This is a genomic window from Corynebacterium sputi DSM 45148, assembly GCF_000427865.1.
GTDB lineage: Bacteria > Actinomycetota > Actinomycetes > Mycobacteriales > Mycobacteriaceae > Corynebacterium > Corynebacterium sputi.
This window is the reverse complement of sequence record NZ_ATYV01000001.1, coordinates 87428-109916: the sequence shown is the minus strand read 5'-3', so window position 1 is coordinate 109916 and position 22489 is coordinate 87428. Positions and strand designations below refer to the sequence as shown.

The 22489-nt window shown below is 61.3% G+C and carries 25 protein-coding genes; 11 read left to right on the top strand and 14 right to left on the bottom strand.

Annotated features, from left to right (window positions below; translation table 11 throughout):
* The first annotated feature begins 11 nt into the window (after positions 1–11).
* Positions 12–1256: a carboxylesterase family protein gene (locus YWU_RS14280; RefSeq protein ID WP_051259839.1), complete on the top strand. Its 1245-nt coding sequence runs from the start codon at positions 12–14 to the stop codon at positions 1254–1256.
* On the opposite strand, the gene YWU_RS0100545 is transcribed toward YWU_RS14280, so the two are convergent.
* Positions 1253–1432 (bottom strand): hypothetical protein, encoded by a 180-nt coding sequence (locus tag YWU_RS0100545; protein ID WP_027018940.1) that lies wholly within the window; start codon positions 1430–1432, stop codon positions 1253–1255. The two genes, YWU_RS14280 and YWU_RS0100545, sit on opposite strands and share 4 nt — an antisense overlap.
* 28 nt (positions 1433–1460) lie before the next feature.
* Here YWU_RS0100545 and YWU_RS0100540 point away from each other — a divergent pair, with 28 nt between their 5' ends.
* From YWU_RS0100540 to YWU_RS0100525, 4 genes are all read left to right on the top strand, one after another.
* Positions 1461–1949, top strand: a complete 489-nt coding sequence (locus tag YWU_RS0100540; protein WP_034646518.1) for a PH domain-containing protein — start codon at positions 1461–1463, stop codon at positions 1947–1949.
* Positions 1946–3274 carry a PH domain-containing protein gene (locus tag YWU_RS0100535; RefSeq protein WP_027018938.1) on the top strand — a complete coding sequence of 443 codons (1329 nt, stop codon included), beginning with the start codon at positions 1946–1948 and terminating at the stop codon, positions 3272–3274. Before YWU_RS0100540 ends, YWU_RS0100535 begins: the two co-directional genes overlap by 4 nt.
* 133 nt (positions 3275–3407) lie before the next feature.
* Positions 3408–3665 carry a hypothetical protein gene (locus YWU_RS0100530; RefSeq protein WP_027018937.1) on the top strand — a complete coding sequence of 86 codons (258 nt, stop codon included), beginning with the start codon at positions 3408–3410 and terminating at the stop codon, positions 3663–3665.
* 26 nt (positions 3666–3691) lie between these two features.
* Positions 3692–5539: an ABC transporter ATP-binding protein gene (locus YWU_RS0100525; protein ID WP_027018936.1), complete on the top strand. Its 1848-nt coding sequence runs from the start codon at positions 3692–3694 to the stop codon at positions 5537–5539.
* A 275-nt stretch (positions 5540–5814) separates the two neighbouring features.
* Here YWU_RS0100525 and YWU_RS0100520 read toward each other — a convergent pair whose 3' ends face one another.
* Positions 5815–6759, bottom strand: a complete 945-nt coding sequence (locus YWU_RS0100520) for a diacylglycerol kinase (RefSeq protein WP_034646517.1) — start codon at positions 6757–6759, stop codon at positions 5815–5817.
* Positions 6760–6884: 125 nt separating this feature from the next.
* Between YWU_RS0100520 and YWU_RS14275 the strand changes: the two genes are divergently transcribed.
* Both YWU_RS14275 and YWU_RS0100510 read left to right on the top strand, forming a co-directional pair.
* A complete protein-coding gene (locus YWU_RS14275; protein ID WP_084141440.1) occupies positions 6885–8405 on the top strand; it encodes a glycerol-3-phosphate dehydrogenase/oxidase in 1521 nt (506 codons plus the stop codon).
* Positions 8402–10081, top strand: coding sequence for an FAD-binding oxidoreductase (locus YWU_RS0100510; RefSeq protein ID WP_027018934.1), 1680 nt, complete (start codon positions 8402–8404; stop codon positions 10079–10081). The genes YWU_RS14275 and YWU_RS0100510 overlap by 4 nt, the downstream gene beginning before the upstream one ends.
* Here YWU_RS0100510 and YWU_RS17255 read toward each other — a convergent pair.
* Positions 10014–11765, bottom strand: coding sequence for an HNH endonuclease signature motif containing protein (locus YWU_RS17255; protein ID WP_027018933.1), 1752 nt, complete (start codon positions 11763–11765; stop codon positions 10014–10016). The genes YWU_RS0100510 and YWU_RS17255 overlap by 68 nt on opposite strands.
* A 196-nt stretch (positions 11766–11961) precedes the next feature.
* Here YWU_RS17255 and YWU_RS0100500 point away from each other — a divergent pair, with 196 nt between their 5' ends.
* Complete coding sequence (locus YWU_RS0100500) at positions 11962–13128, top strand: MalY/PatB family protein (RefSeq protein WP_034646516.1); 1167 nt, start codon at positions 11962–11964, stop codon at positions 13126–13128.
* On the opposite strand, the gene YWU_RS0100495 is transcribed toward YWU_RS0100500, so the two are convergent.
* The 5 genes from YWU_RS0100495 to YWU_RS18025 all read right to left on the bottom strand — a co-directional run bounded on the left by YWU_RS0100495 (position 13118) and on the right by YWU_RS18025 (position 16416).
* Positions 13118–14254 carry a phosphatase PAP2 family protein gene (locus tag YWU_RS0100495; protein ID WP_027018931.1) on the bottom strand — a complete coding sequence of 379 codons (1137 nt, stop codon included), beginning with the start codon at positions 14252–14254 and terminating at the stop codon, positions 13118–13120. The genes YWU_RS0100500 and YWU_RS0100495 overlap by 11 nt on opposite strands.
* Before the next feature lie 104 nt (positions 14255–14358).
* Positions 14359–15225 (bottom strand): 3-hydroxybutyryl-CoA dehydrogenase, encoded by an 867-nt coding sequence (locus YWU_RS0100490; protein ID WP_027018930.1) that lies wholly within the window; start codon positions 15223–15225, stop codon positions 14359–14361.
* Between the two features lie 89 nt (positions 15226–15314).
* Complete coding sequence (locus tag YWU_RS0100485; protein ID WP_027018929.1) at positions 15315–15836, bottom strand: hypothetical protein; 522 nt, start codon at positions 15834–15836, stop codon at positions 15315–15317.
* Positions 15836–16159: a putative quinol monooxygenase gene (locus tag YWU_RS0100480; RefSeq protein WP_027018928.1), complete on the bottom strand. Its 324-nt coding sequence runs from the start codon at positions 16157–16159 to the stop codon at positions 15836–15838. Before YWU_RS0100480 ends, YWU_RS0100485 begins: the two co-directional genes overlap by 1 nt.
* Before the next feature lie 23 nt (positions 16160–16182).
* Positions 16183–16416: a PLDc N-terminal domain-containing protein gene (locus YWU_RS18025; protein WP_027018927.1), complete on the bottom strand. Its 234-nt coding sequence runs from the start codon at positions 16414–16416 to the stop codon at positions 16183–16185.
* 32 nt (positions 16417–16448) lie between these two features.
* Here YWU_RS18025 and YWU_RS0100470 point away from each other — a divergent pair, with 32 nt between their 5' ends.
* Complete coding sequence (locus YWU_RS0100470) at positions 16449–17000, top strand: gamma carbonic anhydrase family protein (protein ID WP_027018926.1); 552 nt, start codon at positions 16449–16451, stop codon at positions 16998–17000.
* On the opposite strand, the gene YWU_RS18865 is transcribed toward YWU_RS0100470, so the two are convergent.
* From YWU_RS18865 to YWU_RS14265, 5 genes are all read right to left on the bottom strand, one after another.
* Entirely contained in the window at positions 16984–17139 is a 156-nt protein-coding gene (locus YWU_RS18865) for a CD225/dispanin family protein (RefSeq protein ID WP_420805282.1), read from the bottom strand. The genes YWU_RS0100470 and YWU_RS18865 overlap by 17 nt on opposite strands.
* Before the next feature lie 122 nt (positions 17140–17261).
* Complete coding sequence (locus tag YWU_RS0100460) at positions 17262–17921, bottom strand: isochorismatase family protein (RefSeq protein ID WP_084141437.1); 660 nt, start codon at positions 17919–17921, stop codon at positions 17262–17264.
* A complete protein-coding gene (locus YWU_RS0100455; RefSeq protein WP_027018923.1) occupies positions 17918–18292 on the bottom strand; it encodes a YchJ family metal-binding protein in 375 nt (124 codons plus the stop codon). Before YWU_RS0100455 ends, YWU_RS0100460 begins: the two co-directional genes overlap by 4 nt.
* Positions 18293–18310: 18 nt before the next feature.
* The gene (gene zupT, locus YWU_RS0100450; protein WP_027018922.1) at positions 18311–19105 is read right to left on the bottom strand and encodes a zinc transporter ZupT; all 795 of its coding nucleotides are present in this window, start codon (positions 19103–19105) and stop codon (positions 18311–18313) included.
* 10 nt (positions 19106–19115) lie between these two features.
* Entirely contained in the window at positions 19116–19466 is a 351-nt protein-coding gene (locus tag YWU_RS14265) for a GNAT family N-acetyltransferase (RefSeq protein ID WP_240484020.1), read from the bottom strand.
* 329 nt (positions 19467–19795) lie between these two features.
* Between YWU_RS14265 and YWU_RS0100440 the strand changes: the two genes are divergently transcribed.
* Entirely contained in the window at positions 19796–20131 is a 336-nt protein-coding gene (locus tag YWU_RS0100440; RefSeq protein WP_027018921.1) for a hypothetical protein, read from the top strand.
* A 2-nt stretch (positions 20132–20133) separates the two neighbouring features.
* Positions 20134–20649, top strand: a complete 516-nt coding sequence (locus YWU_RS0100435; RefSeq protein WP_027018920.1) for a hypothetical protein — start codon at positions 20134–20136, stop codon at positions 20647–20649.
* Between the two features lies 1 nt (position 20650).
* Here YWU_RS0100435 and YWU_RS14260 read toward each other — a convergent pair whose 3' ends face one another.
* A complete protein-coding gene (locus YWU_RS14260) occupies positions 20651–22384 on the bottom strand; it encodes a GNAT family N-acetyltransferase (RefSeq protein ID WP_084141434.1) in 1734 nt (577 codons plus the stop codon).
* Positions 22385–22489: the final 105 nt, after the last annotated feature.

Genomic DNA, 22489 nt, shown 5'->3' with positions numbered 1-22489 from the left:
ACTGTAGCTACATGACCGAGCAGACCGTCCGTGCCCCAGCAGGAGATCTCACCGGAACCGTCCGCAACGGGGTATGGAAATGCCACTCGATTCCGTACGCGTTCGCTGAGCCTTTCGCTCCGTCCACACCCGCTGCACCGAAAGACCATGACGGCCGTACTCCAAGCGGCGCGGAGATGGTTGTGACGGTGTGCGCGCCAGCAGAGTTCACGGGCAATGCCCCGGCGCTGTTGTGGCTGCACGGTGGTCGGTATGAGGAAGGCAGCGCCTCGGAGCCCTGGTCGAACGGCCGGCACTTGGCTGAAGAAGGCATCGTCACGGTCAACTTCGGTTACCGCAAGCGCTTCGAGGGGTTCTGGCGTGATTCTCCTGAGGATACGTTCACTGCTGTGGCGGACTTGCGACATGCGGTCGCGTGGGTCCTCGACAATGCCGAAGCGCTCGGGATTGACACCTCAAACATGACCTTGGGCGGGCAGTCCGCCGGGGCCGGGCTGGCGTTGACACTCGCCGCCGATCCGCAGGTGCACGACCATATCGCCCGAGTTATCGCCCTGTCGCCAGGGTTCTCCCGTGCAGGTACCAGTGCTCGTCGCCGGGCTGTGGTCAGAGCCCTCACCCGGACCTCGCCGGCCCGCGCCACCATCGCCGCCATGAGTCCGGAGGACGAGCAGGCTCTTTATCGCCGCACTCGCTCCTTCTTCCCCACTGACACCTGCGTGGGACCCCGCATCTCCGACGCAGTCCGGGACCTTCCGATGCTGGTGACGACCACGTCGGAGGAATTCCACTTCATGGGCATCCTGCAAAAGGCGGACGCCTCTAGATTTGGCCGCCTCGCTGCCAGGGCACTAGCCCCGATTCACGGTGCATCAGTGAAGATTCCGGACGACCCGCGTCCCCTCGCGCGGCTCATCTCTGACGCCACGATCCGGAATTGGGCGGTCAAAGCCGCCGATGCGGCAGTTGCTGCGGGGACACAGGTGTGGGCCGGTGAGTTCTATCCCGGGGAGGGACTAGGCGTGGGACCGGACGGTGAACTGACCTCCGGCGCCCCGCATTGCATTGACATTCCCCGTTTGTTTGGCCGTGAGGCGCACCCTTTCCATCAGGAGGTACTCGGCTTCATTACTGGCGGAACCTTGCCCTGGCCCACTTACGACACTGGCAAGGCTCAAGCCTGGTTCGGTGCTGGGGAATTCGCCACCGAAGAAACGATCGACGACCCGTGGGCCGAAGTGCGTGACCAGTTCTAGAAGATCCCCGATTCAAAGCCCTGCATCAGCAGCATGATCGCCGAAATCACCGCGATGAGACTGATGAGAACGGCCCACCAGATCTTCATTTTCCCGCCGCGCGGGTCACTTCCATTGAATTCGTCGGTCTTCTTGTTGTTCAGGTCGTCTGGGTCAGGTGCTCCTGGGATCGGCATGGCTCCTTTCTACACATAGGCTGGGGCCATGACCGCCGACTTCCTCGATCCCCGTTCCCCCGCGCTCACCCCGATGTCACCGAAATATCGCAGTGCAGAACTGCTCAGCGCAGCAATCTGGGGAGGAATCCCCGTGATCGCAGCGATCGTATTGGCAGTGCTGTGGCAGAGCCTGTGGGGTTCGATCATCCTCGCCGCCGCAGTGGTTTTCTTGGTGTGGCTGATGTGGATCTCCGCGCGCCGTGCCAGCGCGCATAGGTATATGGAGCTTGACGACGACCTTGTCGTCGCCAGCGGCATCCTCTGGCGGAAGGTCACCGCGGTCCCCTATGGCCGAATCCAGTTCGTCGACCTGTCCGAAGGACCGATTCTGCGGATGTTCGGTCTGGCTACGTTGAAGCTCAACACCGCCAGCGCCACCTCCGATGCAGTGATCTACGGACTGACGCGCGATGACGCGCAGGCGTTGCGCACCCGCATCTCTGAGGCCGCTCGCGTTCGGATGGAGGGCCTGTGAGTTGCATCGGAGCAGGACGCCAACGCGTCCACCCACTCACCCCGGTGCTGCGCGCCTGGATGGGATTGACTGCGGTTCTTGTCGCTGTCGCCATCAATTCAGGTGCGGCAGTAATCTCCGCGGCCGCCGCAGTGAGCGATCTGGCAGATGGCACTCCTCTGCTGGCGGTACTGGCCGTGTTCGCCGGATTGATCGCCATTGTGGCTCTGATCGCCGGCATTAGTTACTGGAGCTGGTCCAAGCGCTTCTACGAACTCGACGTCGAAGAGATTCGAATCGGCAGCGGCATCTTCTTCCGTCAACGCCGCTCGGCCCGGTATGACCGTCTGCAGTCGGTGGATATCAAGCAGCCCCTGCTCCCCCGCCTCTTCGGTCTCGGCGAGCTAACCCTTGAGACCGCTGGCGGATCCGGCTCGGCGCTAAGTATCGCGTATCTCAAGGTCCCGCTCCTGGAGTCGCTGCGCACCGAAATCCTCGCGCACGCAAAGGGCGAGCAACACGACCCGCTTCCCGACGCCCACCCCGAATCCACCACCCTCAACGGACCCGTCCCCACCCGAATGCTGGTGGGCATGGTTCTGCTGTCATTCGGTGTATGGGCAGTGCTGGCTCTCATCGGCGCGGGCATCGGCTCCATCGCCGGTGGCGGCATCTTCACATTCGTTGGTGGTCTGGTTGGTGCAGTTGTTCTGGTCTGGGCTCCGCTGAATCGCAGGTGGCGCCAAGAGCTTTCGCTCAATCGCGAGGAGCGCAGACTGCGCATCACTGCAGGGTTGACCTCTACGTACAAACAGACCATCCCCCTGCACAGGGTCCACGCCCTGCGGATTCGACGACCCTTCCTCTGGCGCAAACCAAACTGGGCAGACCTAAATTCCAGTATCGCTGGCTACGGCCTTGAATCCTCTGGCGACGGGGCGACAGTCTTGGTACCAGTGGACAAAAATGCCGCAGTCGATCGGACGGTGGAGACGGTGTTGGCAGAGGTGAACGTCGGGAAGCGAGATCCTTTCCTCACCATGTACTCCCCGCCGAGCGCGAAATGGGTCTCTCCGGTGGATTGGCGACAGCAAAGCGTGTCGCTGTCGACCGGCGGTGTGGAGGTGACCTGGGGTCGGCTGACCACGCGATGGGCATTCGTGCCGTGGCGGCACATCCAGGGTGCTTCGCTGCAGCGCGGCCCGATCCAGAAGCTACTCGGCACTGCGAATGTGCAGGCTGCAGTGGTCGCGGGGCCAGCGCAGGTCGTGGCTCGAGATCTATCTGTCGATGACGCCAGGGCACTGCTAGATGAGATTTTGAAGGATCGCCTTGACAGCATATAGACCGCTTTGTCTATAGTTGGAGGTAGGTCAAGAAGTGCAGCTTCCCCGGGAATTGAGCTGCCTGGCAACCGCGAGTTCACGGTGCCCACCCGGACAACGACCAGCCGACTACGGAAAACTCAAGGAGCACCACATGTACCCAGTACCCCGCCCAATCATCGACGCACCGGGCCCATCCGCGCGCACATTCCGCATCGCCGACCGCTACTTAGAAAACGGCGAGGAAACCCTCCGACTCACGGACGGCGTCATTTGGCTGACGGTCTCCGCCGAACGGTTCGACTGGGCCACCCGCACCGCGCGGGAAGTCCAGGTTGATAGGGATCAGACCCTGTGGACCCGCAACCGGAATTCCGGCGCCTGGTGGGCTGACCGGGCATTGGCGTCTTGACCCACCGGAGTCATATCCTCGGATGAGTGCAATCCCTCACCCGAATACTCAGCACGGCGAAAGTCCTGTGGCCCTTCTACCTGGGGATCGTTCTCGCTGCGGTAGCAACCGCTGCAGCGACGTTGGTCAGCCCCTTCCTCGTTCGCGACGCGACCGACACCATCGTCGATGCCCTCGGCAATGACGACCTGATCCCGACCGCCATGACCACCGTTATCTGGTTGGCGGTCGGGCTCCTCATCGCTGATCTACTGCAGACGCTGATGCGCAATGTTGGCGGCTATTTCGGAGACGTGATGGCTGCCCGGATGCGAGAAATCCTCGCGACCCGCTATTTCGCGAAACTCCTGTCTCTACCGCAGCGATACTTCGACAACAACGTCACCGGCACAATCATCGCCCGCTTGGACCGTTCGATCCATAACGTGGTGCAGTTCCTGCAGTCATTCTCCAACAACTTCTTCCCAATGCTGCTGACTCTGGTCGCAGTCTTGGCTATTACTGCTTGGCACTGGTGGCCGCTGGCGATTCTCTTGGCGATTATCTTCCCCGTCTACGTCTGGCTCACGGCGCTGACCTCCAAGCGGTGGCTGAAAATGGAGCAGGTCAAGAATGAGGACCTCGATGTAGCTGGTGGCCGGTTCGCCGAGTCCGTCGGACAGATCCAGGTCGTCCGCTCGTTCACTTCTGAGCAGCGAGAGATGCGTGGTTTCGCCGACCGCTACAACCACATCGTGAAGGTCACCCGCGGCCAGTCTAAGTGGTGGCACGGCATGGACACCCTACGCGGATCCATCCTGAATCTCATCTTCTTTGCGGTGTACCTGCTGTTGTTCTATCGGACCCTGCAGGGACACTTCTCCATCGGCACCATGGTCATGCTGATCCAGCTGGTCACCATGGCGAAGGACCCGGTTAGCATGATGAGCTACATCATCGACGCTGCTCAGCGCGCCATCGCCGGTTCCCGCGACTACTTCAAGGTCATGGATCTGGAGCCGGAGAAGTCCGCCAGCCCGGCGCTGGTCGCGGCCGCCGAACGCAATGGCGGAGATACGCTTCCCGACGTTCCCCCCAAAACGCGCGTCACCCCCTCCGACCCGGCCATCCGTTTCGACAATGTTGACTTTGCCTACGAGGCAGGTACGGATGTCCTCCACAAGATCTCGTTCACTGCCAAGACCGGTAGCAAAGTTGCCTTGGTCGGAGAGTCCGGCGGCGGCAAGTCGACGATCGTCAACCTGTTGCTGGGGTTCTATCAGCCCACCGGCGGGCAACTTCGGATGTTCGATCGCGACATCACAGAGGTACCGATGGACGAGCTGCGCAATTCTGTTGGCACGGTGTTCCAGGATGCGTCGTTGTTCTCCGGGACGATCCGGGACAACATCGCCTACGGCAAGCCGGATGCAACGGACGTTGAGATCATCGACGCGGCCCAGCGCGCGAACGCGGACGGTTTCATCTCCGCGTTCCCCGAAGGCTACGACACAACGATCGGCGAGCGCGGATTGAAACTGTCCGGTGGACAGAAGCAGCGCGTAGCCATCGCACGGGCAATTCTCAAGGATGCACCGATCTTGCTTCTCGACGAGGCGACCTCGGCTCTGGACACCAAGGCCGAGCGCGAAGTCCAGATCGGACTGGAGAAGCTCATGGAAGGGCGCACGACCATCGTCATCGCGCACCGGCTCTCGACGATCTCCGGTGTCGACACCATCGTCACGCTGCGCGGCGGCCACGTCGACGAGATCGGATCGCCTGCGGAACTAGCCGTCTCTGATGGCATCTACGCCGAACTGCTGCGCTTGACTGCCTCCGCGTCCGAATCGGACCGGAAGCGACTCAAGGCGTTCGGCGTAAAGGTGGATTAAGCAGCCACGGTGACCAAGGCATCGCTGAGAATGCCAGCCTTGTCCGGGCCGTCATAGGAAAAAAGGTTGAGATATTCGGTAGTACTCACTGTCGTGAACTTTCTCTGTGTGTCGGGTGATGGGCAGTCACACGAGACACATGGACAGTGATGGCAGCTTGCGATTGCGGACCATCACAGACCTCCTTCACCGTCAGACATCAACAGTGAACAGAGTAGTCTAGTTTTGTCCGAAGTCAACCACTCACCTGCGATTAACCCCGACCGGTATGTCTACTACGGCCTTGGAACGATGTACCGGCCCGCCCGCGGGACTACTTCCACCGTCACCGGCACTGGCGCCATGAAGTCACCATCCGCGTAGGCATTCATTCGCTCGTCCCCACGGAACTCCACCCGAGCCGAACGGCTGCGGTACTGCGCGACTTCACGGAAGTCCACGTGCTTTCCGCTGAAGACCTTCCCGAACACCGCAGCGGCCTTAAATCGGTTCGCCCGACCAATGACAGTGATGTCCAAAAGCCCGTCGGAGTGGTCCGCGTCTGGGCAAATGTTCATTCCTCCGCCGTAGCTCTTGGTATTGCCGAAGGCGGCGAGGATGATGTCCTCATCAAGCACCGTGCCGTCATCCAAAGTGATGGTGAACGGCAGCGCATGAAAGTTCAGGAACTCCAGCACGATCGCCAGGTTGTAGCGGTTGCGACCATGCGGCCAACGCATGCGATTGACGCGGTCGGACACCAGCGAGTCGAATCCGGCGCACATGATCGTGCCGAACCACAGCGGGTCCTGCCCCTCCCCGGTGATCCGGCCGAGATCTGTCGTCACTGTGAAGCCATCTGCGATGACATCTGCGGCTGCGGCTGCATCATTCGACGGCAGTCGATACTCCCGAGCATGATCATTGCCGGTGCCAGAGGGAATAACCCCTAGTGGGATGCCACTTTCCGCTTGCTCTTGGAGGGCGAGGTTGATCATGCCGTCTCCGCCGCATGCAACCAGGGCGTCGAAACGCTCGTCCTTAATCGCCTCGCGAATGAGTCCCTGCGCCCGCTCGGGGCTATTTCCCTGCATAGCGACCACGTCAACACCACGCTTAGTGAACTGGTCCATCGCCCGCTCAGCGGCATGCGGCGCGGAGCCGTGCCCTGCCTCCGGACTCGTGATCATGGCCACGACCTTGATGTCCTCGTAGCCCACCGGGTACCTGTCAGCGCTCATGTGAGCCACCCTTCCTGTCCGGCGGTTTCGTGTTCACAGCAGAACCAGACGGTTATCATCCTATGCAGCGAAAGCCGCTACTTAAGGGAAAATAAAGCCGCTACTTAAGGGAAAATGAGGACACTATGCGCACTGCCCGGAAAACTCCCGTCCTCGACGGTCACAGCAGGAACCTGGCCTGGGATTCCCTGGACCACGTCGATCTCGTCGTCATCGGTGCTGGCGTCACTGGTGCGGGGATCGCGCTGGATGCGGCGTCTCGCGGGATGAGTGTGGTGATTGTCGATAAGCATGACATCGCATTTGGCACCAGCAGGTGGTCGTCGAAGCTAGCGCACGGCGGACTACGGTATCTTGCCTCGCTGAACTTCGGCATCGCGACCAGGTCCGCCCGCGAGCGCGGGATCATGATGGAGGTCACCGCCCCGCACTTGGTGCACTCGCTCCCACAGGTCATGCCGGTCATGACTGACTCGGCGATGGTGCACCGGTTCCTTCCTCGCATTGGGTTCATCGCCGGGGATGCCCTGCGAATCGCTGCGGGCACTTCCCGCGGAACTCTGCCAATGTCCCGCTCTGTCACCGCGGCGCGAGTCCGCGACCTTGCCCCCGCAGTCCGCTCCCGCGGTCTGCTCTGTGGGTTCGTTAACTACGACGGTCAGCTGGTCGACGACGCCCGCCTCGTCACCGCCATCGTCCGCACCGCCGCATCGTTCGGCGCCGAGGTCCTCACGCATACCTCCGCGCACCAGGTCACTGGCAATTCAGTCGTGCTTCACGACGAACTCGGCCACCACCCCGACCGCATCCTCACCGCCGGAGCCGTTGTTAACGCAACCGGGGTGTGGGCCGGCGACATCGACTCGTCGACCAAGGTTCGACCGTCTCGTGGCACGCATTTGATCTTCCCTGCGGAGGTCTTCGGCAACCCAACTGGAGCACTGACCGTCCCTGTGCCCGGCCATGTGAATCGATTCTGTTTCGTCCTGCCAGCTCCACTCGGTCGGGTCTACCTCGGCCTCACCGACATGGACTCCCCCGGCCCCATCCCCGATGTGCCAGAGGTTCCCGAAGAAGACGTCGACTTCCTCCTCGACGTAATCAACCCTGCCCTACAGACTGCCGTCACCCGCGACGACATGATCGGATCTTTCGCTGGTCTGCGCCCACTGATCGATTCTGGCGACGGTGACACCGCAGACGTTTCCCGTGAACACGCCATCTTCACCAACGACGATGGAGTCATCACGGTCGTCGGCGGCAAACTCACCGAATATCGACTGATGGCACAACAGACTGTCGATCTCATTTCCTCCGAAACGTGCCGTACGAAAGATATTCCGCTTGTCGGGGCAGGGCCCGTCGGGAAGCTTCCTGAAGGGACCCCGGACTGGGTCCGGGAGCGGTACGGTTCTGAGGCTGCGGCCGTTGTGAATTCGTGTGCACTGGAGCTTCCCTTGGAGAGGGTCGCCGACGGCATCGACGTCACCCGCGCAGAATTCGCGTGGGCAGTTACCCATGAGGGTGCGTTGACGGTCAGCGACATTCTCGACCGCAGGACACGTGTTGGACTCGTCGACTCCGACCGCGACGCCGCGCTGCCCGCGGCGGAGGAAGCACTCGCACTAGTGAAAGGCGCATCATGACCCAGAAGACAATCCCTCACCGCATGCGTTGGTGGGGTTGGGGCGTGGAGGGCCACGACAAGCCCATCACCGCTGAAGCAGAAACGCTGCTGCGTGAGGAGATTGGCCTGGAGGACGGCGCGGACAACCCGCCGAAGGATATCTCCGAGGTGACCATCCCCGAGTCGCGCTTGAGTGAGGAGGACATTTCTTCGCTTAACGACGTCGTATCCACACTTTCCGCCGACCACGACACCCGCGTCCGCCACGCCTTAGGTCGGTCCTATCCCGACTTGGCACGCCTGCGTACCGGAGTAGTCGACGTGGCCCCGGACGCCGTGGCTATGCCCGCGAACGAAGAGGAGCTCCAGGCTCTGCTGGAGATCTGCACCGAGCGCAAGATCGCCGTGACTCCTTTCGGTGGCGGCACGTCCGTCGTCGGTGGTGTCGAGGCTGTTGATGGCGGCTTCGGCAAGGCCATTGCGCTATCGATGGTCGCCTTCGACGCGATCGTCGACATTAACCGCGAGGCCCACACTGTAACCGTTCAAGCAGGTGTTTTCGGACCTGACCTGGAGGAAGCGCTGCAGCCGCTCGGATTGACCGTGGGGCACTTCCCTCAGTCGTTCGAGTTTTCTACCGTCGGCGGCTGGGCTGCCTGCCGCTCCGCAGGTCAGGAGTCATCCGGTTACGGACGCATCGACGACAATGTCATCGGCATGCGAGTAGTGACCCCTGCCGGCACCATGGAGTTCCGCGACTCCCCCGCCACCGCTTCGGGCCCGAATCCCCGCCAGGCATTCCTCGGTTCGGAAGGCACCCTCGGCATCATCACCCAGGTCACTCTGCAGCTACACGACCACCCGGACGAGATGCTCTTCGACACCTACTTCGTGAATTGCTTCGAAGAGGGCCTGGAGATTTTCCGTGAGCTGGAGCAGGACGGAAACATCCCGCACCTGGCTCGACTTTCGGACGAATCTGAGACCCGTTTCGGCATCGAGCAAATGGGCGGCGGCATCGGCGGCAAACTGCGGAAGTACCTCTCACTACGAGGCATCGATTCCCCGTGCATGGTTCTTTTCGGGTTCGGCCAGCAGTCGAAGGCTTCTGCACGCGCTGCCCGAGAGGTCCTGGCGGGACGTTTGCTTCGCAAGAAGTGTGTCCGACTGGGTCCGGTTCCGGGTCAGCTATGGGTGAAGCATCGTTTCACCTCGCCGTATCTGCGTGATGTCATGATGACGCGACGAGTTGGAGTCGACACGCTGGAAACCTCCACAACCTGGGAGCATGCCGCCGAACTTCGTCGGAAGATCATGTCCCGGATGCGCGCAGCAGCCGAAGCACACGGAACTCCGGCATACGTGTTCTGCCACATCTCCCATCTCTACGAGTCCGGTTGTTCGCTGTACTTCACCTACTTCTTCCGTGAAAACACAGGCCATATCCTGGATCAGTGGATGGACGTCAAGGACGCTGCTGGATCCGCGATCCTGGATTTCCAGGGCACGATCACGCACCACCACGGCGTCGGACAGGACCATTCGCCGCAGAACTACGTGGAGAACACAGAGCTCTTCGCCGAGGCACTGCGCGGAATGAAGAAGGTCTTCGATCCTGCCGGGATCCTCAACCCCGGTAAGTTGCAGACGGGCCCGCACGATCTGCGTGAGCGGTACGACGGCGACGCGGTCTGACCTTCCGTCGGAACACCTCCGCCTGGTGGTGTCGGATCCGTCGCTTTAGTGGCGACGGGTCATCGAAGGATCGGGAATTCTCCCAGCCTTTAATGGTGTCCGGGTCGATCTTGGCCAGTAGTCGACCAATTGCCTTCAGCGCCCCGTCCGGATCCCGTTCATTCAGGTAAACCTGCAGAATCTCCAGGATCGCGTCCGGTGCCGACACGGTCGGCGGATCCGCTCCAGTGACCGGCCCACCAGACCTAGCCTGGGCCCGGTACCGGCGCACACGCAGCTCCTCGTGTTCGGTGCGTTCGCTGACTCGGTGGCTCGCGGCAGCGGCAGCCACCGCCGCTGCTTCCTCAGTCACGGAGTTGATCAAGTCTTCTGCAGTTTCCTCCGGAGACATGACTCGGAGATGCTGCAGCATCCGGACCACGGGCTGCACCCGACGTGCCTGCACCACGGACACTCGCACCTCAGCCCTGGCAGTGTCGCGCTTTTCATTGTGTTCGGCTCGGAGCTTTCCTGCCTTACGCACGCTTGCGCCGAAGGGGACGACTCCGGGGTGACGAATCGGGCCGTCAGGTTCGCTAGCGACCTGAGCGCCAGAGCAATGCGACGTCCAATATTCGGTTCCCTCCAATGAGCGGGTCACGTCCCATAGACCCTTGGTCTTTTCATTGTGGTGGCGTCGGCACAGGCCGTGCAGATTGTGGGTGTCGGTCGGCCCGCCCTCGTCGTAGTTGGTGATGTGATCCATGTCTGCGACACGGCGAGTGCATCCAGGGAACATGCAGGAACCGTCGCGCCCGATTACGAATGCCCGCTGGTTTGCGGTCGCGGCGTAGCCACCGGTCGCCGAAGGAGCGACGATGTCGACAGAATCAACCATGGCCAGATACTCCGCGGCCACGACCTCGGACAGCGCCCCAACACCCGGCATGTACACCGGACCTCCGTCGAAGCTTCGGTACAGATGCAGCCCGACGGACACATCCGCAGTCCCTCGGACCAAGTGCATGAACGCCTGCGCGTTGTCACACTCCTTCGTCGCAGCGATGGTGGAGATCACGCGATTCGTCTCCTCCGCATGGGCAGGATCGAGCTTCAGGCTGACATGAGTTGCCCGCTCGGGAGCCACCGGTGCGCGAACGGTGAAGGACTCTTCCACTTCTTCAGGCACCGGGGCACCGGCAAGATCGACGGGACGAGCGGAATGCTGGACCGCGTCGATAGCTGCCTGCACGCCGGCGAAAAGACCCTTCCACTCCGGCATCGCAAGCTTGTCGACGTTCGGCAACACTGCCGCGAGCAGCAACGGTTCCAGTTCCTTAAAGAGCTCCTCCTCGACAGGGAAGGTCACGGATGCAAGCTTCTTCAGCAGTCGCAGCGGCATGAATCCACGCACAGTGAATACATGCGCCAAAAACGGCATCCGAGACAGCATCAGTCCGATCTTCCGGTACTCCCGCGCAGCTGCCTCGGTGTGACCGAGATCCGCAGCAATGCAGGTGACCTGGTGGCGGGCATCGTCTTCCATCGCGCATAGACAAAGATCGGCGACAGTCAGCTCGGCACGATTTCGTACCAATCCAGCCTGGGAACGGTGAGACGAGTTCTCGTGGCCCCACTTCGGCGCATCATCACGCAGTGCGGCAGTGAAAGGACAGTCGGTGGTGGATTGACTTCCCTTGCTCACGATCCCTCCCCAGATTCGCCCGCTCGTTTATTCGACTACATGTTCGACTATTGCAGACCACGTTCACCGTCACAAGAGGTCACAGCGAAATTCACCTAAAGTTTGCCGGGGAGGGCGTGGGGTCGGAGGCGTCGGGAAGCAGGAACTAGACAGCTCTGTTCACATGCCTATTGGGAAGGGGGTATGGTCTGAATTCATGAGCGACTTCAAGCATCTGACCTTTCCCTCTATCGACGCGCTTCGGGCTCGCGGAACCCTGAAGTGGACGCAGTATCCGGAGGATGTCCTCCCGATGTGGGTAGCGGAATCGGATGTGGCGACGTGCCCGGCGGTCGTGAATTCGCTGAGTCAATCACTCGAGCAGGAGTTCTTCGGATACCCGCCGCGCAACGAAGTCAACCTCGGCGCCGAAACCTCCCGCTGGTACGCCGAAAACACCGGCTGGACCCCCGAACCGTCCCGCATCCATGCGACGGCTGATGTGGTTCGCGCCGTAATCCTGGCGGTACAGACCTTTACTCGTCCCGGGTCAGCGATTGTGCTCCCGACTCCTGCTTATATGCCATTCTTCGAGGTCGGCGAGGCTACCGGCCGCGAATTGGTGTACGTCCCCACCTTGGAGAAGGGTCCGGACTTGGACGCGGTGGAGAAGGCTTTCGCCGACGGCGCCGGTTCATTGATCGTCTGCAACCCGAACAACCCGCTGGGGTTCACCTACGAGGCCGAGACGCTCCGGGCCCTGGCCGACCTGGCGGACCGGCACAACGCGCGGCTGATTTCCGACGAGATCCACGCACCGATTGTGCTGAAGGGTCGGCATATTCCGACGGCGTCAGTCAGCGAGACCGCAGACAAGGTGACGGTCACTGCGGTGGCCACGTCGAAGGGATGGAACACTGCCGGCCTCAAGTGCGCGCAGCTCATCCTCAATGAGGAGGATGAGAAGGCCTGGCGCGCCATCCCTCATGTGGTGACGGAGGGCGTGTCGACCCTCGGCCTTATCGCTGCGACCTCGGCGTATCGAGACGGTGGTGAGTGGTTGCAGGAGTTCGTCGAGCTGTTGCGCGCCAACTCCGAGCGCATTGCGGAGCGACTTCCGGAGGTGCTGCCGGGTGCGAAGTACACGCCGAATGAAGCGTCGTATCTGGCGTGGATCGACGTCCGGGATGTCGAACCGATCAAGAACTCGCTTTCCGACGGCCAGAGCGCCCAACGCTGGCTCCTGAACGAGGCCAAAGTCGCAGTGAACCCGGGCGAGGCCTTCGGCGACGGCGGCGAAGGCCACATTCGCCTGAACTTTGCGACGTCACCGGAGCTCCTGGAAGAGGGCCTCAACCGGATCGGCCGCGCTGTTAACCGGTAATCGACAAGGACCCATCGGCGTTGACCGTCACCTGCGCTGCCATGGCGCGGGCGAGGTTCATACGGTGGTGTCCACCAGGGCCGTCCATCGGATAGCCGGAGTCGATGGCGGTGTGGGCGAGGATCTGCGTGCGCTGTTCGTCAGTGAGCTCGGGGAACGTGGTGGCGAGGAGTCCGGCGTAGCGCTCAGGCACTGTGACAGGTTCGCCGGTGGCAGCGATCGGATCGAAGCCGTAGGTCATACGTTCGGTGTAGACATCGACGGCTTCAGACGTGGAGAGGTACGGAGAGTCGTTCGCGACGCAGACCTCGACGGTAGCGCCACAGCGGGATTCGATCTCGCCCCTGACCTCCTCGGCGGCAGCCTCAATGAGAGCGCGAAACTCCAGGTCAGCCCAGCGGTCGGCTGCGGCGGCGTTGCCCGTCATGCGACCACCGATGATGTCCAACGGGTAGTGCACCCCCAGAACCATTCGGTTGTGCCCGGCCTCGGAGGCACGTGCTTGGATCTGGGGACCTGCCTCCGGAATCATCAGCGCCATGAGTGACGAGGTCCAAGCAGCCTTGTTGGTGTGCCCGGAAGGGAATGACGGAGAGGTCGGACGGGTGTCTTCGGCCTCCCGCTCGTAGTGATTGACCCGGTCGGGAGCGGCGTTATAGGGACGTTCGTAGTCGTAGTAGTACTTCTCGGCGAACGTCGAGGATGCCACTCCCCCGGCTCGGGCGAGATTGCCCGACAGCAATTGCTGCGTCTTCTGCAGTTTCCCCTCGTCCCAGGCATCGCGGAAATGCTGTCCCACGGTGGCGCCGAGGGCGTCGGACATGAGGTAGGGCGGGTCATCATGGGCGTCATCAAGAGCCCGAAGTTGTGCCGCCCGGTCATCCGCCACAGTGTTGTTGACCTCGATGACCTTCTCCAGGCTCTGGTCCAACACCTCTGGGTGATTCGCCTGCAGGTCCTCAAACGGTGCGACGACCGAAAAATAGAACATACCGTCCGACGAATTATCCGACTCATAGGGACGGAGAATCTGCTCCCGCGGGAACGGCTCGGTGACGGCAGGTGTGGCGGTGAGCAGAGTCAGTGCGGTGACTGCTGCGCCGATACGGAACGGGGTACGGGTCACGGGTTCTCCTTCAGGTCATCAACCTGAGAGAAGTTACCGACGCATCCCGAACACCCGCCGTCATTCAGATGAAATGATGGCTAACCATCATTCACCTGCTGAAATCACTTGCTGTAGTCGTAGAAGCCGATGCCGGACTTCTTGCCGAAGCGGCCAGCCTCGACCATGCGCTTGAGCAGCGGCGGCGCAGCGTAGGTGGGCTCTGCATACTCGTCGTACATCGCGTCGGCGATGAACTTCACGGTGTCCAGACCAACCATGTCAGCCAGGGTCAGCGGACCCATCGGGTGGGCGCAGCCGTTGACCATGCCGGCGTCGATATCTTCCTTGGTGGCTACACCGTCCTGCAGCATGCGAATGGCACTGAGGATATACGGAACCAGGAGTGCGTTGACAATGAAGCCGGAGCGGTCGGTCGCCTTGATGACCTTCTTGCCGAGAGCCTCGGCGGCGTAAGCGTAGGCACGCTCGGACTGGACCTCACCGGTGGAGAGGGTCACCACGTGCTCAACCAGCGGCAGAACCGGAACCGGGTTGAAGAAGTGCAGACCCATCACGCGCTCCGGGCGCTTGGTGGATGCGGCGATCGACTGAATCGGCAGCGAGGAGGTGTTGGAGGCCAGGATCGCGTCCGGGTCCTTGATGACCTCATCGAGCTTAGAGAAGACGGAAGCCTTCACTTCGGGGTTCTCCACGATGGCCTCGATGACCAGCTGACGATCAGCGAAGTCCTCGAACTCGGTGGTGTAGGTGACCCGACCGAAAATCTCATCACGAGCCTCCTGGTCGAGCTTGCCCTTGGACACCGCGCGGTCGAGGGACTTTGCCAAGCGGTCACGGCCGGAGTCCAGGAACTCCTGCTTCGCCTCCCAGACCTTGACGTCGCTTCCGGCCTTCGCGCAGACCTCGATAATTCCGGAGCCCATCTGTCCTGCTCCGACGACTCCGACGCGGGTGATCTCGTTAGCCATGTCCTCAACTTTCGTGTGGTGCTTGTGTCAGCTGCGTGATGCTACCGGACACGCACTCGAAAGATGAGAGTTTTGGCGGGATCTGAGAGCTACGGCAGCATCTGTTCGATGGCGTCGATCTCTTCAACGGACATCCGTGCCGTGGTCGAAAGTGTCTCGTTCTGCGCATCTTCAAGCTCGCCCCACGCGCTGCTCAACCGTGGCAGGTCGCTCTGGAGAAGTTCGATGTATGCGGCATTTGGGTCCTCTGCGTCCAGAACCGTAGCCGGATCGATAGCTGCGGAGCCGCCTTCCTGGAACTCTTCCGGGAGGGAACCGAGCTGACCGGTCGACAGAACCTGAACTCGATCCGCGATATCCCACATCTCCTGCGGAGTTTCCGGATCAGCCATGATCGCGCCGGAGATCTCCACCAAAGCGTGGGCATCCGCCAGGAGGTGTGCCGTCATCTGACGGTCAGTCTCTTCCGAGCCTGCCTCCTGTGCCTCCTCAATCTGCTGACGACGCTCACCTCCATCCTCGACCGTGCCCGGGTCATACCCGCATCCAGTGATGAGGAGGGTGGCAGCTGCGGCGGTGGCGGTGAACGTCGTAAAGCGGAAGGTCTTCATCAGTCGATGACCAGCTCTCCCATTTCATCCCAGCCGTCCATGTCCGGCAGGGACTGCGAGACGATACGCGGCGTCTGCGCGAGGAGCGGGCGCATCGCCTCAAGGCCCTTTGCGAAGTGTTCGGAGTTCACGTGGGCTTCCGCCGCATCGTCCTCGAACGCTTCGACGAGCACATACTGGTTCGGGTCGTCCAAGTCGCGGGACCACTCGAAGAACTTGTTGCCCGACTCGGCGCGGGTGTTCTTGGTGAACTCCGCAACGTGGCTCGGGAATTCCTCTGCAAACTCAGCCTTAACGTTGTACTTGACCACAATGAAAATCATGCGTCCGATTGTACCGAGAAGAGCTACTTGCCCTGCTTCGGCTTGCGGGCGAAAGCGAAGTAAGCGATCGGTCCAATGAAGTTCACGCCCTGGACGGTGGTCCAGAACCACTTCGGTCCGCGCAGTTCGCCGGGCTTGCGCTGGGAGATGTCGTACCAAGCGAGGACCTTGAGGCCGAACTCGACGGCGCTGATAGCACCAATGACGATCTTCTGGGTTGTGGGCAGGTTCTTAAGTGACTTCTTTTTGTTAGACATGTCCCGAAGTTTACGTGTGTATCAATGGTCGCATGGAACCCCTCATCCTCCCCTTTGAAGGCCGAACCCCCCGTATCCATCCGTCAGCGTGGATCGCACCGACAGCCGTCATTATCGGCGATGTCCGCATTGGCCCGGACGCCTCGGTGTTCTACGGCTGTGTCCTACGCGGTGACATCAATTCGATCACCATCGGTGCCCGGACGAATATCCAAGACAATTCAGTTATTCACGTTGATGGCGATGCCCCCGTCGTGATCGGTGATGACGTCACTGTCGGTCACATGGCCCTGGTCCATGGCTCCACCGTCGGCAGTCGATCTCTCATCGGCATGAAGTCGGGGTTGTTGTCGCGCTCCAAGATCGGGGCCGGCAGCCTGATCGCCGCCGGCGCCGTGGTGTTGGAAGGCCAAGAGATCCCCGAGGCCTCTCTGGCTGCGGGCATTCCGGCGAAGGTCCGCCGCGAGCTCGATGATGAATCTGCGGAACAGTTCATTGCGCACGCAGGACGCTACGTGGAGACCGCCCGCGGGCATGCGGATCTGACGCCGGTGTCCCTGGAGTCCGTCACTGAAAGTACATAACCACGCTGAATGCGATACTCAGCGCGGACGACACGAAGACGCTTTTCGACGCCCTCCCCGCCCCCACTCCATCCCCTCTTTTCCACCGGGAATCAACCAAGTAAGAGAAAGCCAGGGCAACCACCGCTACCGGAGCCATCCAGTACAGCATCAGATTTATGATCACGGCGGCAATGGAAACCGGCCATCCGTTCCAGGGTTTGCCCTGCGGACGGGGCCGTTCTGGCGGCGGGGTGTCGTAGGGTTCGAATGGGCTGCGCATCAGACGATCACGGCGCCGGCCTTCTCCATTTCCTCGAGCGCGGCCTGTCCGCGCTCAGAATCCACCGCAGCGATCTGGTTGGTGAGAACGCGAACGATGAAGCCTTCCTTCAGAGCGTCGAGAACCGTTGCACGAACACAGTGGTCGGTGGCGACGCCGACGACGTCTAGTTCCTCGACCTCTGCAGCGCGGAGGGCGTCGGCAAGCGAGACACCGACTGAGGTGTGACCTTCAAAGCCGGAGTACGCAGCGTCGAACTCGCCTTTGGTGACGTCGATGCGCGGGGCGTGCGGGTTGAGCTGCTCGAACAGGTCCAAGGCGACCTTCGCATCGGCGTGGAATTCCGCACCCGGGGTGTCAGCCTGGCAGTGCACCGGCCAGGTATCGACGAAGTTCGGGCTCAGCGCAAAGTGCTTGCCCGGATCGATGTGGTTGTCCCGCGTAGTGGCCAGCACCGAGTACCGTCCGGCACGGCCGACGGTGTGCAGACGCATGGCCCGGTAGGCATCGATCGCGCCGTCGACGGCTAGGGCGCCGCCTTCAGAGAAATCATTTTGCGCATCAACGACGAGGTAGGCGATCGACGGCCGTGGCTCCGGCTCATCGGAACCGAATGCGATGTTGGCGCGGCGGGAGTCCGGGGTCTGCTCGTTGCTCATGACTGCACAGGATACTCGCCATCGAGGTACATCCACCGTCGGGCGCGGGTGAGGAACCGGGAGCGCTCGTGCAGCTCGCCGCCCCGGTAGCGGGCGATAAATTCAACGATGCCTTCGGAGTTCCCTTCGACCACCTCGAGAATCTCCAGACCGAGCCACTCGGTGTCATCAAAGGTGATCAACTCCGGGCGATTGCGTGGATGCCATGACTTCCATAAGAAATCGGCGTGTTCAGCGACGAAGGCGCTGTACCTGGCCCGCATCAACTCCTCTACAGTGGATGCTCGGGCTTCCTCTGAATGGAACCTGGCACAGCAGGTGCCGTACGACTCTCCCCCACACGGACACGGGTCCGTTAACGCGATGCTCATGAGAGCATTCCTACCTGACTATTCGAGGATCAGCAGGCTGAGGGCCATCAGAGCCATACCTGCGAATAGTCCGTAGACCGCGGTGTGGTGGCGACCAGTTGCCACGGCGGTCGGCAGGAGCTTGTCCAAAGAGACGAACACCATGATGCCCGCGATCGAAGCAAACACCATGCCCATCGCGACCGGCCCCAGGAATGCCTGCAACAGGAAGAAGCCGATGAGTGCACCTGAAGGCTCAGCAAGTCCTGCGACGAAGGACCATATAACGGCCTTGGCTCGGCTCCCGGTGGCTTGGCGAACCGGCACCGCCACCGCAACACCTTCTGGGATGTTGTGCATGGCGATGGCCACGACAATTGGAACGGCGACGTAGGGGTCGGCGAGGGCGGCGGCGAACGTCGCAAAGCCCTCGGGAAAGTTGTGCACCGCAATCGCCAGTGCAGTGATCGTGCCCATCCGCATGAGTCGGTTGCGCTCGGACGAAAAGGCCGGATCGTTGATCTTCTCTGAGTCATGCGGGTTAATCGACTCCGGAATAAGCCGATCGATCCCAGCAATAAGCAGAACTCCGGCGAAGAATGCCGCAGCTGCTGCCCATGGACCGGCTCTGCCCCAGGCGTCGGTGAGTTCCTCGAAACCGTTCGGCAGGATTTCCACAAATGACACGTAGATCATCACTCCGGCAGAGAAACCGAGTGCTCCGGCCATGAAGCGTTTTCCGGGATTTTGCTTGACGACGGCAATGATGCCGCCAATTCCCGTAGCCAGCCCCGCCAGCGTGGTCATACCCAACGCCAGCCAGAAGCCTTCCATCATGGGGGCCTCACTTTCCTCTTATTCGTCTCATCTGAATAAAAGGATACGGCATGCCGAAGTCGTCATGTTCGCGGCGTCCAACAACGGTGTATCCACGAGATTCATAGAAGGCCACCGCCTCTGGGTTCTGCTCGTTGACTTCGAGGTCGGAGGCGTCAGGAAGCACGTGGTTGAGAAGCGCGGTACCGACGCCGCGACCGCGCATGTCGTCATACACAAAGAGCATCTCCAGGCAGCCCTCCGCGGTGCCAGCGAAACCGACCGGAGCCTCATCCCGCTCGGCGACGGTCAGGGTGACCGCTGGAAAATAGTCCGAAGCGAGCTTCGTCTCGATGGCGTCACGATGTGCGGTGGCCAAAAAATCATGAGAGAACGGTATGTCACGGTGGAACCATGAGGTTTCGCGACCGGTACAAGAAGGAACACCACGAATGACGACGGGATGAGCGTCGCAGAGTTCGGCTGGGCAGAGATGGGCCTTTTGTGGCTCATTCTCCTAGCGTTTGTTTACCTTGTGTACGTTCCTTTCCTAGCCTCCCGGCGAGGTAGACGAGGCCGAGCGAAATGACTCCGCCTCCACTCTTGAGAGGTTTCTACATCTGGCATTGACTCAGGATTGACGATGTTCGTGTTTGTGTTCGACTGGTGAAATACCAGTGTCCAGGTGCCTGATACTTTTACCTCATCATGGACAGCACCGAACCCCTCCCCCAATTGAATGATGTTCTGGCTAAGCGCGGCGAGATCTTCACCGAACCCACACCGGCCGTCGCCCCGCGCATCGGTGTGCCTGACACTGCTCCGCAGGTCGACCACTACCACCAGGACATCGGCATCATCGCGTCGACGTCTCGGGATCTGAACAAAATCGCCGACAGCCAGGACGCACTCGAGGGCGCCCCCATCACTATTCCCTTCGCCATCGCGGTGACTCTGGCAGCAATCCTCGGCGGGGTGATGTTGGTTCTGGCGGGAATCTGGCTGTTCAACACCGGCATGGCAATCGATCTGAGCGGAGACTAATCATGGCTAAAGGTGGAGCCCCGTCCGGTTGTGCATTGATTTTTATCGGGCTGATTTTCCTGGCGGTGATCGCGTGGCTGTTCAAAATCGCGGTGATCTTGCTTGGTGTCGTGGCGATTGGCCTCGGCTCAGTGGGAGCGTTGCTTGTGGTGTTCGCGGTGTGGGCGGCGCGCGTTTCGCGCCGGCGTGTTACTGAGGAGGGATTGCTTCTCGACGCCTCCATCGCCGACCTCACCTCCCGTTCCCACGCTCGCCTAGCAGTGGAGATGACTGCATGGGACCGCCTGCAGTCGAACCGCGGACTCGGCACGACCTTGGAGAAGGCCTACTTCCACGGCGAGGTCAACGCCGAAACACAGGACCTGTTCACTTCCGTGAACGGACTCATGGAGAAGGCAGAGAAGCTTCGGCAGCAGGATGTGTCGTCGCAGAGCCGCCGGACGCGGATCCGGGTGGCCGCTCAAATCGATGAGACGTGGATCGAGTTGGAGCGGAAGCGGAAGTCCGTTCAGAAGTAGCTCACAAACCCATCTCGTACACGGTGCGACCGGTGTCGTAGCCGAGGTCGGCGCACAGGTCTGGGATGTGTGAGCAATAGCCGTCGTCGGAGACCTGCGTGTAAGTGGCGCCTCGCGCGCGTCCGCGGGCATGCGCCCACCGCAGCATCGCGTCACCCAACCCCTTATTCCGCTCAGAGGGAGCGACGGCGAACCGTTCAATCTCCATCCGGGTCTCGTCGCTGCGGGTGAGACCAGGGACGATGGTTAGTTGCATGGTGCCGACGATGTGGTCGTCCTCGTCATGAATCGCCGCGAGGTAGTGGGATGGGTCGTACTTCACTGCTTCGAATGCGGAAAGGAACCGCTCCTCTTCCACATTGCGGACCTTCTCGTCTCGGGACAGCAATGCTGCGACCTGAGTGATGTCGGCGCGAGTTGCGCGCTGGACGCGGAACTTCCGCTCATCGACGTCCAAGATTCGACCCGCCGACAACCTCGCATGTTCCTGCATTCGTCGAACCAGTTCATCGAGCCACTTGCCCACGTTGAGCCTGGCCTCTGGGGTGTCCGGATAGCGACAGCGCAGATGTACACCGGTTTCGTCGAGGATGTACCACAGCATCACACCGTTGGTACGGATCGCGGCACCAACATACTGCGCTTCCAAGCCGACAGAGTCGACCTTCACCGGCAGTCGGCGCAGGTCTAGCCAAGAGATGGCGAACATGCCGGCGGGGATGGGGGCGTCGTCATGCGGGTGCGCACCAATCTTCACCGCTTCACGCACCGCAGCGGAGGCAGCCTCTGGAGAGGGGTCGGTGGCTTCCAACACCGAGTTGGAGATAAACCACCCGACCGCGTCATGCCACTTCTCGTCGAATCGGCTGTGCACGGGGAACACCGCGCGCAGCGGCTGGTCCGCGAGGTCGCGGGTCACTTCAGTCATTGCGGAGACTGCCAACGAGAGCGTCGAGATGCCTTTGAAACGAGCCTGGGCGGTGAAGCCAGCGCTGTCATTGGCGTCAAAGACGTCGCGGACCTCCACTCGCTCCAATTGCGGGCCGGGGTCTCCCAGGGGCAATGGGAACGTTGGCATAGTGCCGCCGCTGGCCTCGAGGATTTCTTCCCAGCGTCGGCTGACGTCCTCGGGAGCATCGCCGCGGGACATCCGGGTGTGATCGGTGAAGTCCGGTGCAACCTTCAGTGACGGAGTGTCCCCACCGCCACGGACCGCAGCTAGTTCATCGAGGAAATCTCGCAGGATCACCAACATCGACCACATATCCACATGCGAGTGGTCGGTGCCAATGATGATCGTCGGGCCAGCGGCGGTCTCCAGGACACAAAGGCGGTGGCTCGGTGTGCGGTAGGGGGCACAGGACTGATCGAGGACGTCGCGAAGCACGTCGTTGACTTCTTCACCCGGGCCAATCGGATGCTCGACCCAGGTCCCCGGGCCGATGGTCACCTCATAAGCGTGGGGTTCGCCGTCGGTGCCCGGCCGGAATGCAGAGCGCAAAGTGCCGTGTCGCTCAATGACAGCGAGCCAGGCTTTGGCGAGGTCCTCCCTCGGCACTGGCGCGCCCAGTCGGAAAGACAACGCCATCCAGGAGCCGACCCGATTGCCCGCCCCGACGTGGCGCCGTTGGTCCGCAGAGACGGGAATTTCGTCCCCCAGCGGAGACACGGATACTTCGTATCCCCAGAGTTTCCCGAATGGGAGGCGCATATGAGCAACGTTTGTGAGCCGCATATGGGGTATTTTATCGTTCACACGGGAAATGGGATAGGTACCGAGAAACACCTATTTCCGCCCCGTTTCCAGCACATTTCCAACAATGTGAACGACCGGAATCAC

Coding starts and splice junctions, on each gene's coding strand:
- YWU_RS14280 (WP_051259839.1), top strand. CDS start 12: ATGACCGAGCAGACCGTCCGTGCCCCAGCAGGAGATCTCACCGGAACC.
- YWU_RS0100545 (WP_027018940.1), bottom strand. CDS start 1,432: ATGCCGATCCCAGGAGCACCTGACCCAGACGACCTGAACAACAAGAAG.
- YWU_RS0100540 (WP_034646518.1), top strand. CDS start 1,461: ATGACCGCCGACTTCCTCGATCCCCGTTCCCCCGCGCTCACCCCGATG.
- YWU_RS0100530 (WP_027018937.1), top strand. CDS start 3,408: ATGTACCCAGTACCCCGCCCAATCATCGACGCACCGGGCCCATCCGCG.
- YWU_RS0100520 (WP_034646517.1), bottom strand. CDS start 6,759: ATGAGCGCTGACAGGTACCCGGTGGGCTACGAGGACATCAAGGTCGTG.
- YWU_RS14275 (WP_084141440.1), top strand. CDS start 6,885: ATGCGCACTGCCCGGAAAACTCCCGTCCTCGACGGTCACAGCAGGAAC.
- YWU_RS0100510 (WP_027018934.1), top strand. CDS start 8,402: ATGACCCAGAAGACAATCCCTCACCGCATGCGTTGGTGGGGTTGGGGC.
- YWU_RS0100500 (WP_034646516.1), top strand. CDS start 11,962: ATGAGCGACTTCAAGCATCTGACCTTTCCCTCTATCGACGCGCTTCGG.
- YWU_RS0100490 (WP_027018930.1), bottom strand. CDS start 15,225: ATGGCTAACGAGATCACCCGCGTCGGAGTCGTCGGAGCAGGACAGATG.
- YWU_RS0100485 (WP_027018929.1), bottom strand. CDS start 15,836: ATGAAGACCTTCCGCTTTACGACGTTCACCGCCACCGCCGCAGCTGCC.
- YWU_RS0100480 (WP_027018928.1), bottom strand. CDS start 16,159: ATGATTTTCATTGTGGTCAAGTACAACGTTAAGGCTGAGTTTGCAGAG.
- YWU_RS18025 (WP_027018927.1), bottom strand. CDS start 16,416: ATGTCTAACAAAAAGAAGTCACTTAAGAACCTGCCCACAACCCAGAAG.
- YWU_RS0100470 (WP_027018926.1), top strand. CDS start 16,449: ATGGAACCCCTCATCCTCCCCTTTGAAGGCCGAACCCCCCGTATCCAT.
- YWU_RS18865 (WP_420805282.1), bottom strand. CDS start 17,139: ATGGCTCCGGTAGCGGTGGTTGCCCTGGCTTTCTCTTACTTGGTTGAT.
- YWU_RS0100460 (WP_084141437.1), bottom strand. CDS start 17,921: ATGAGCAACGAGCAGACCCCGGACTCCCGCCGCGCCAACATCGCATTC.
- YWU_RS0100455 (WP_027018923.1), bottom strand. CDS start 18,292: ATGAGCATCGCGTTAACGGACCCGTGTCCGTGTGGGGGAGAGTCGTAC.
- zupT (WP_027018922.1), bottom strand. CDS start 19,105: ATGGAAGGCTTCTGGCTGGCGTTGGGTATGACCACGCTGGCGGGGCTG.
- YWU_RS0100440 (WP_027018921.1), top strand. CDS start 19,796: ATGGACAGCACCGAACCCCTCCCCCAATTGAATGATGTTCTGGCTAAG.
- YWU_RS0100435 (WP_027018920.1), top strand. CDS start 20,134: ATGGCTAAAGGTGGAGCCCCGTCCGGTTGTGCATTGATTTTTATCGGG.
- YWU_RS14260 (WP_084141434.1), bottom strand. CDS start 22,384: ATGCGGCTCACAAACGTTGCTCATATGCGCCTCCCATTCGGGAAACTC.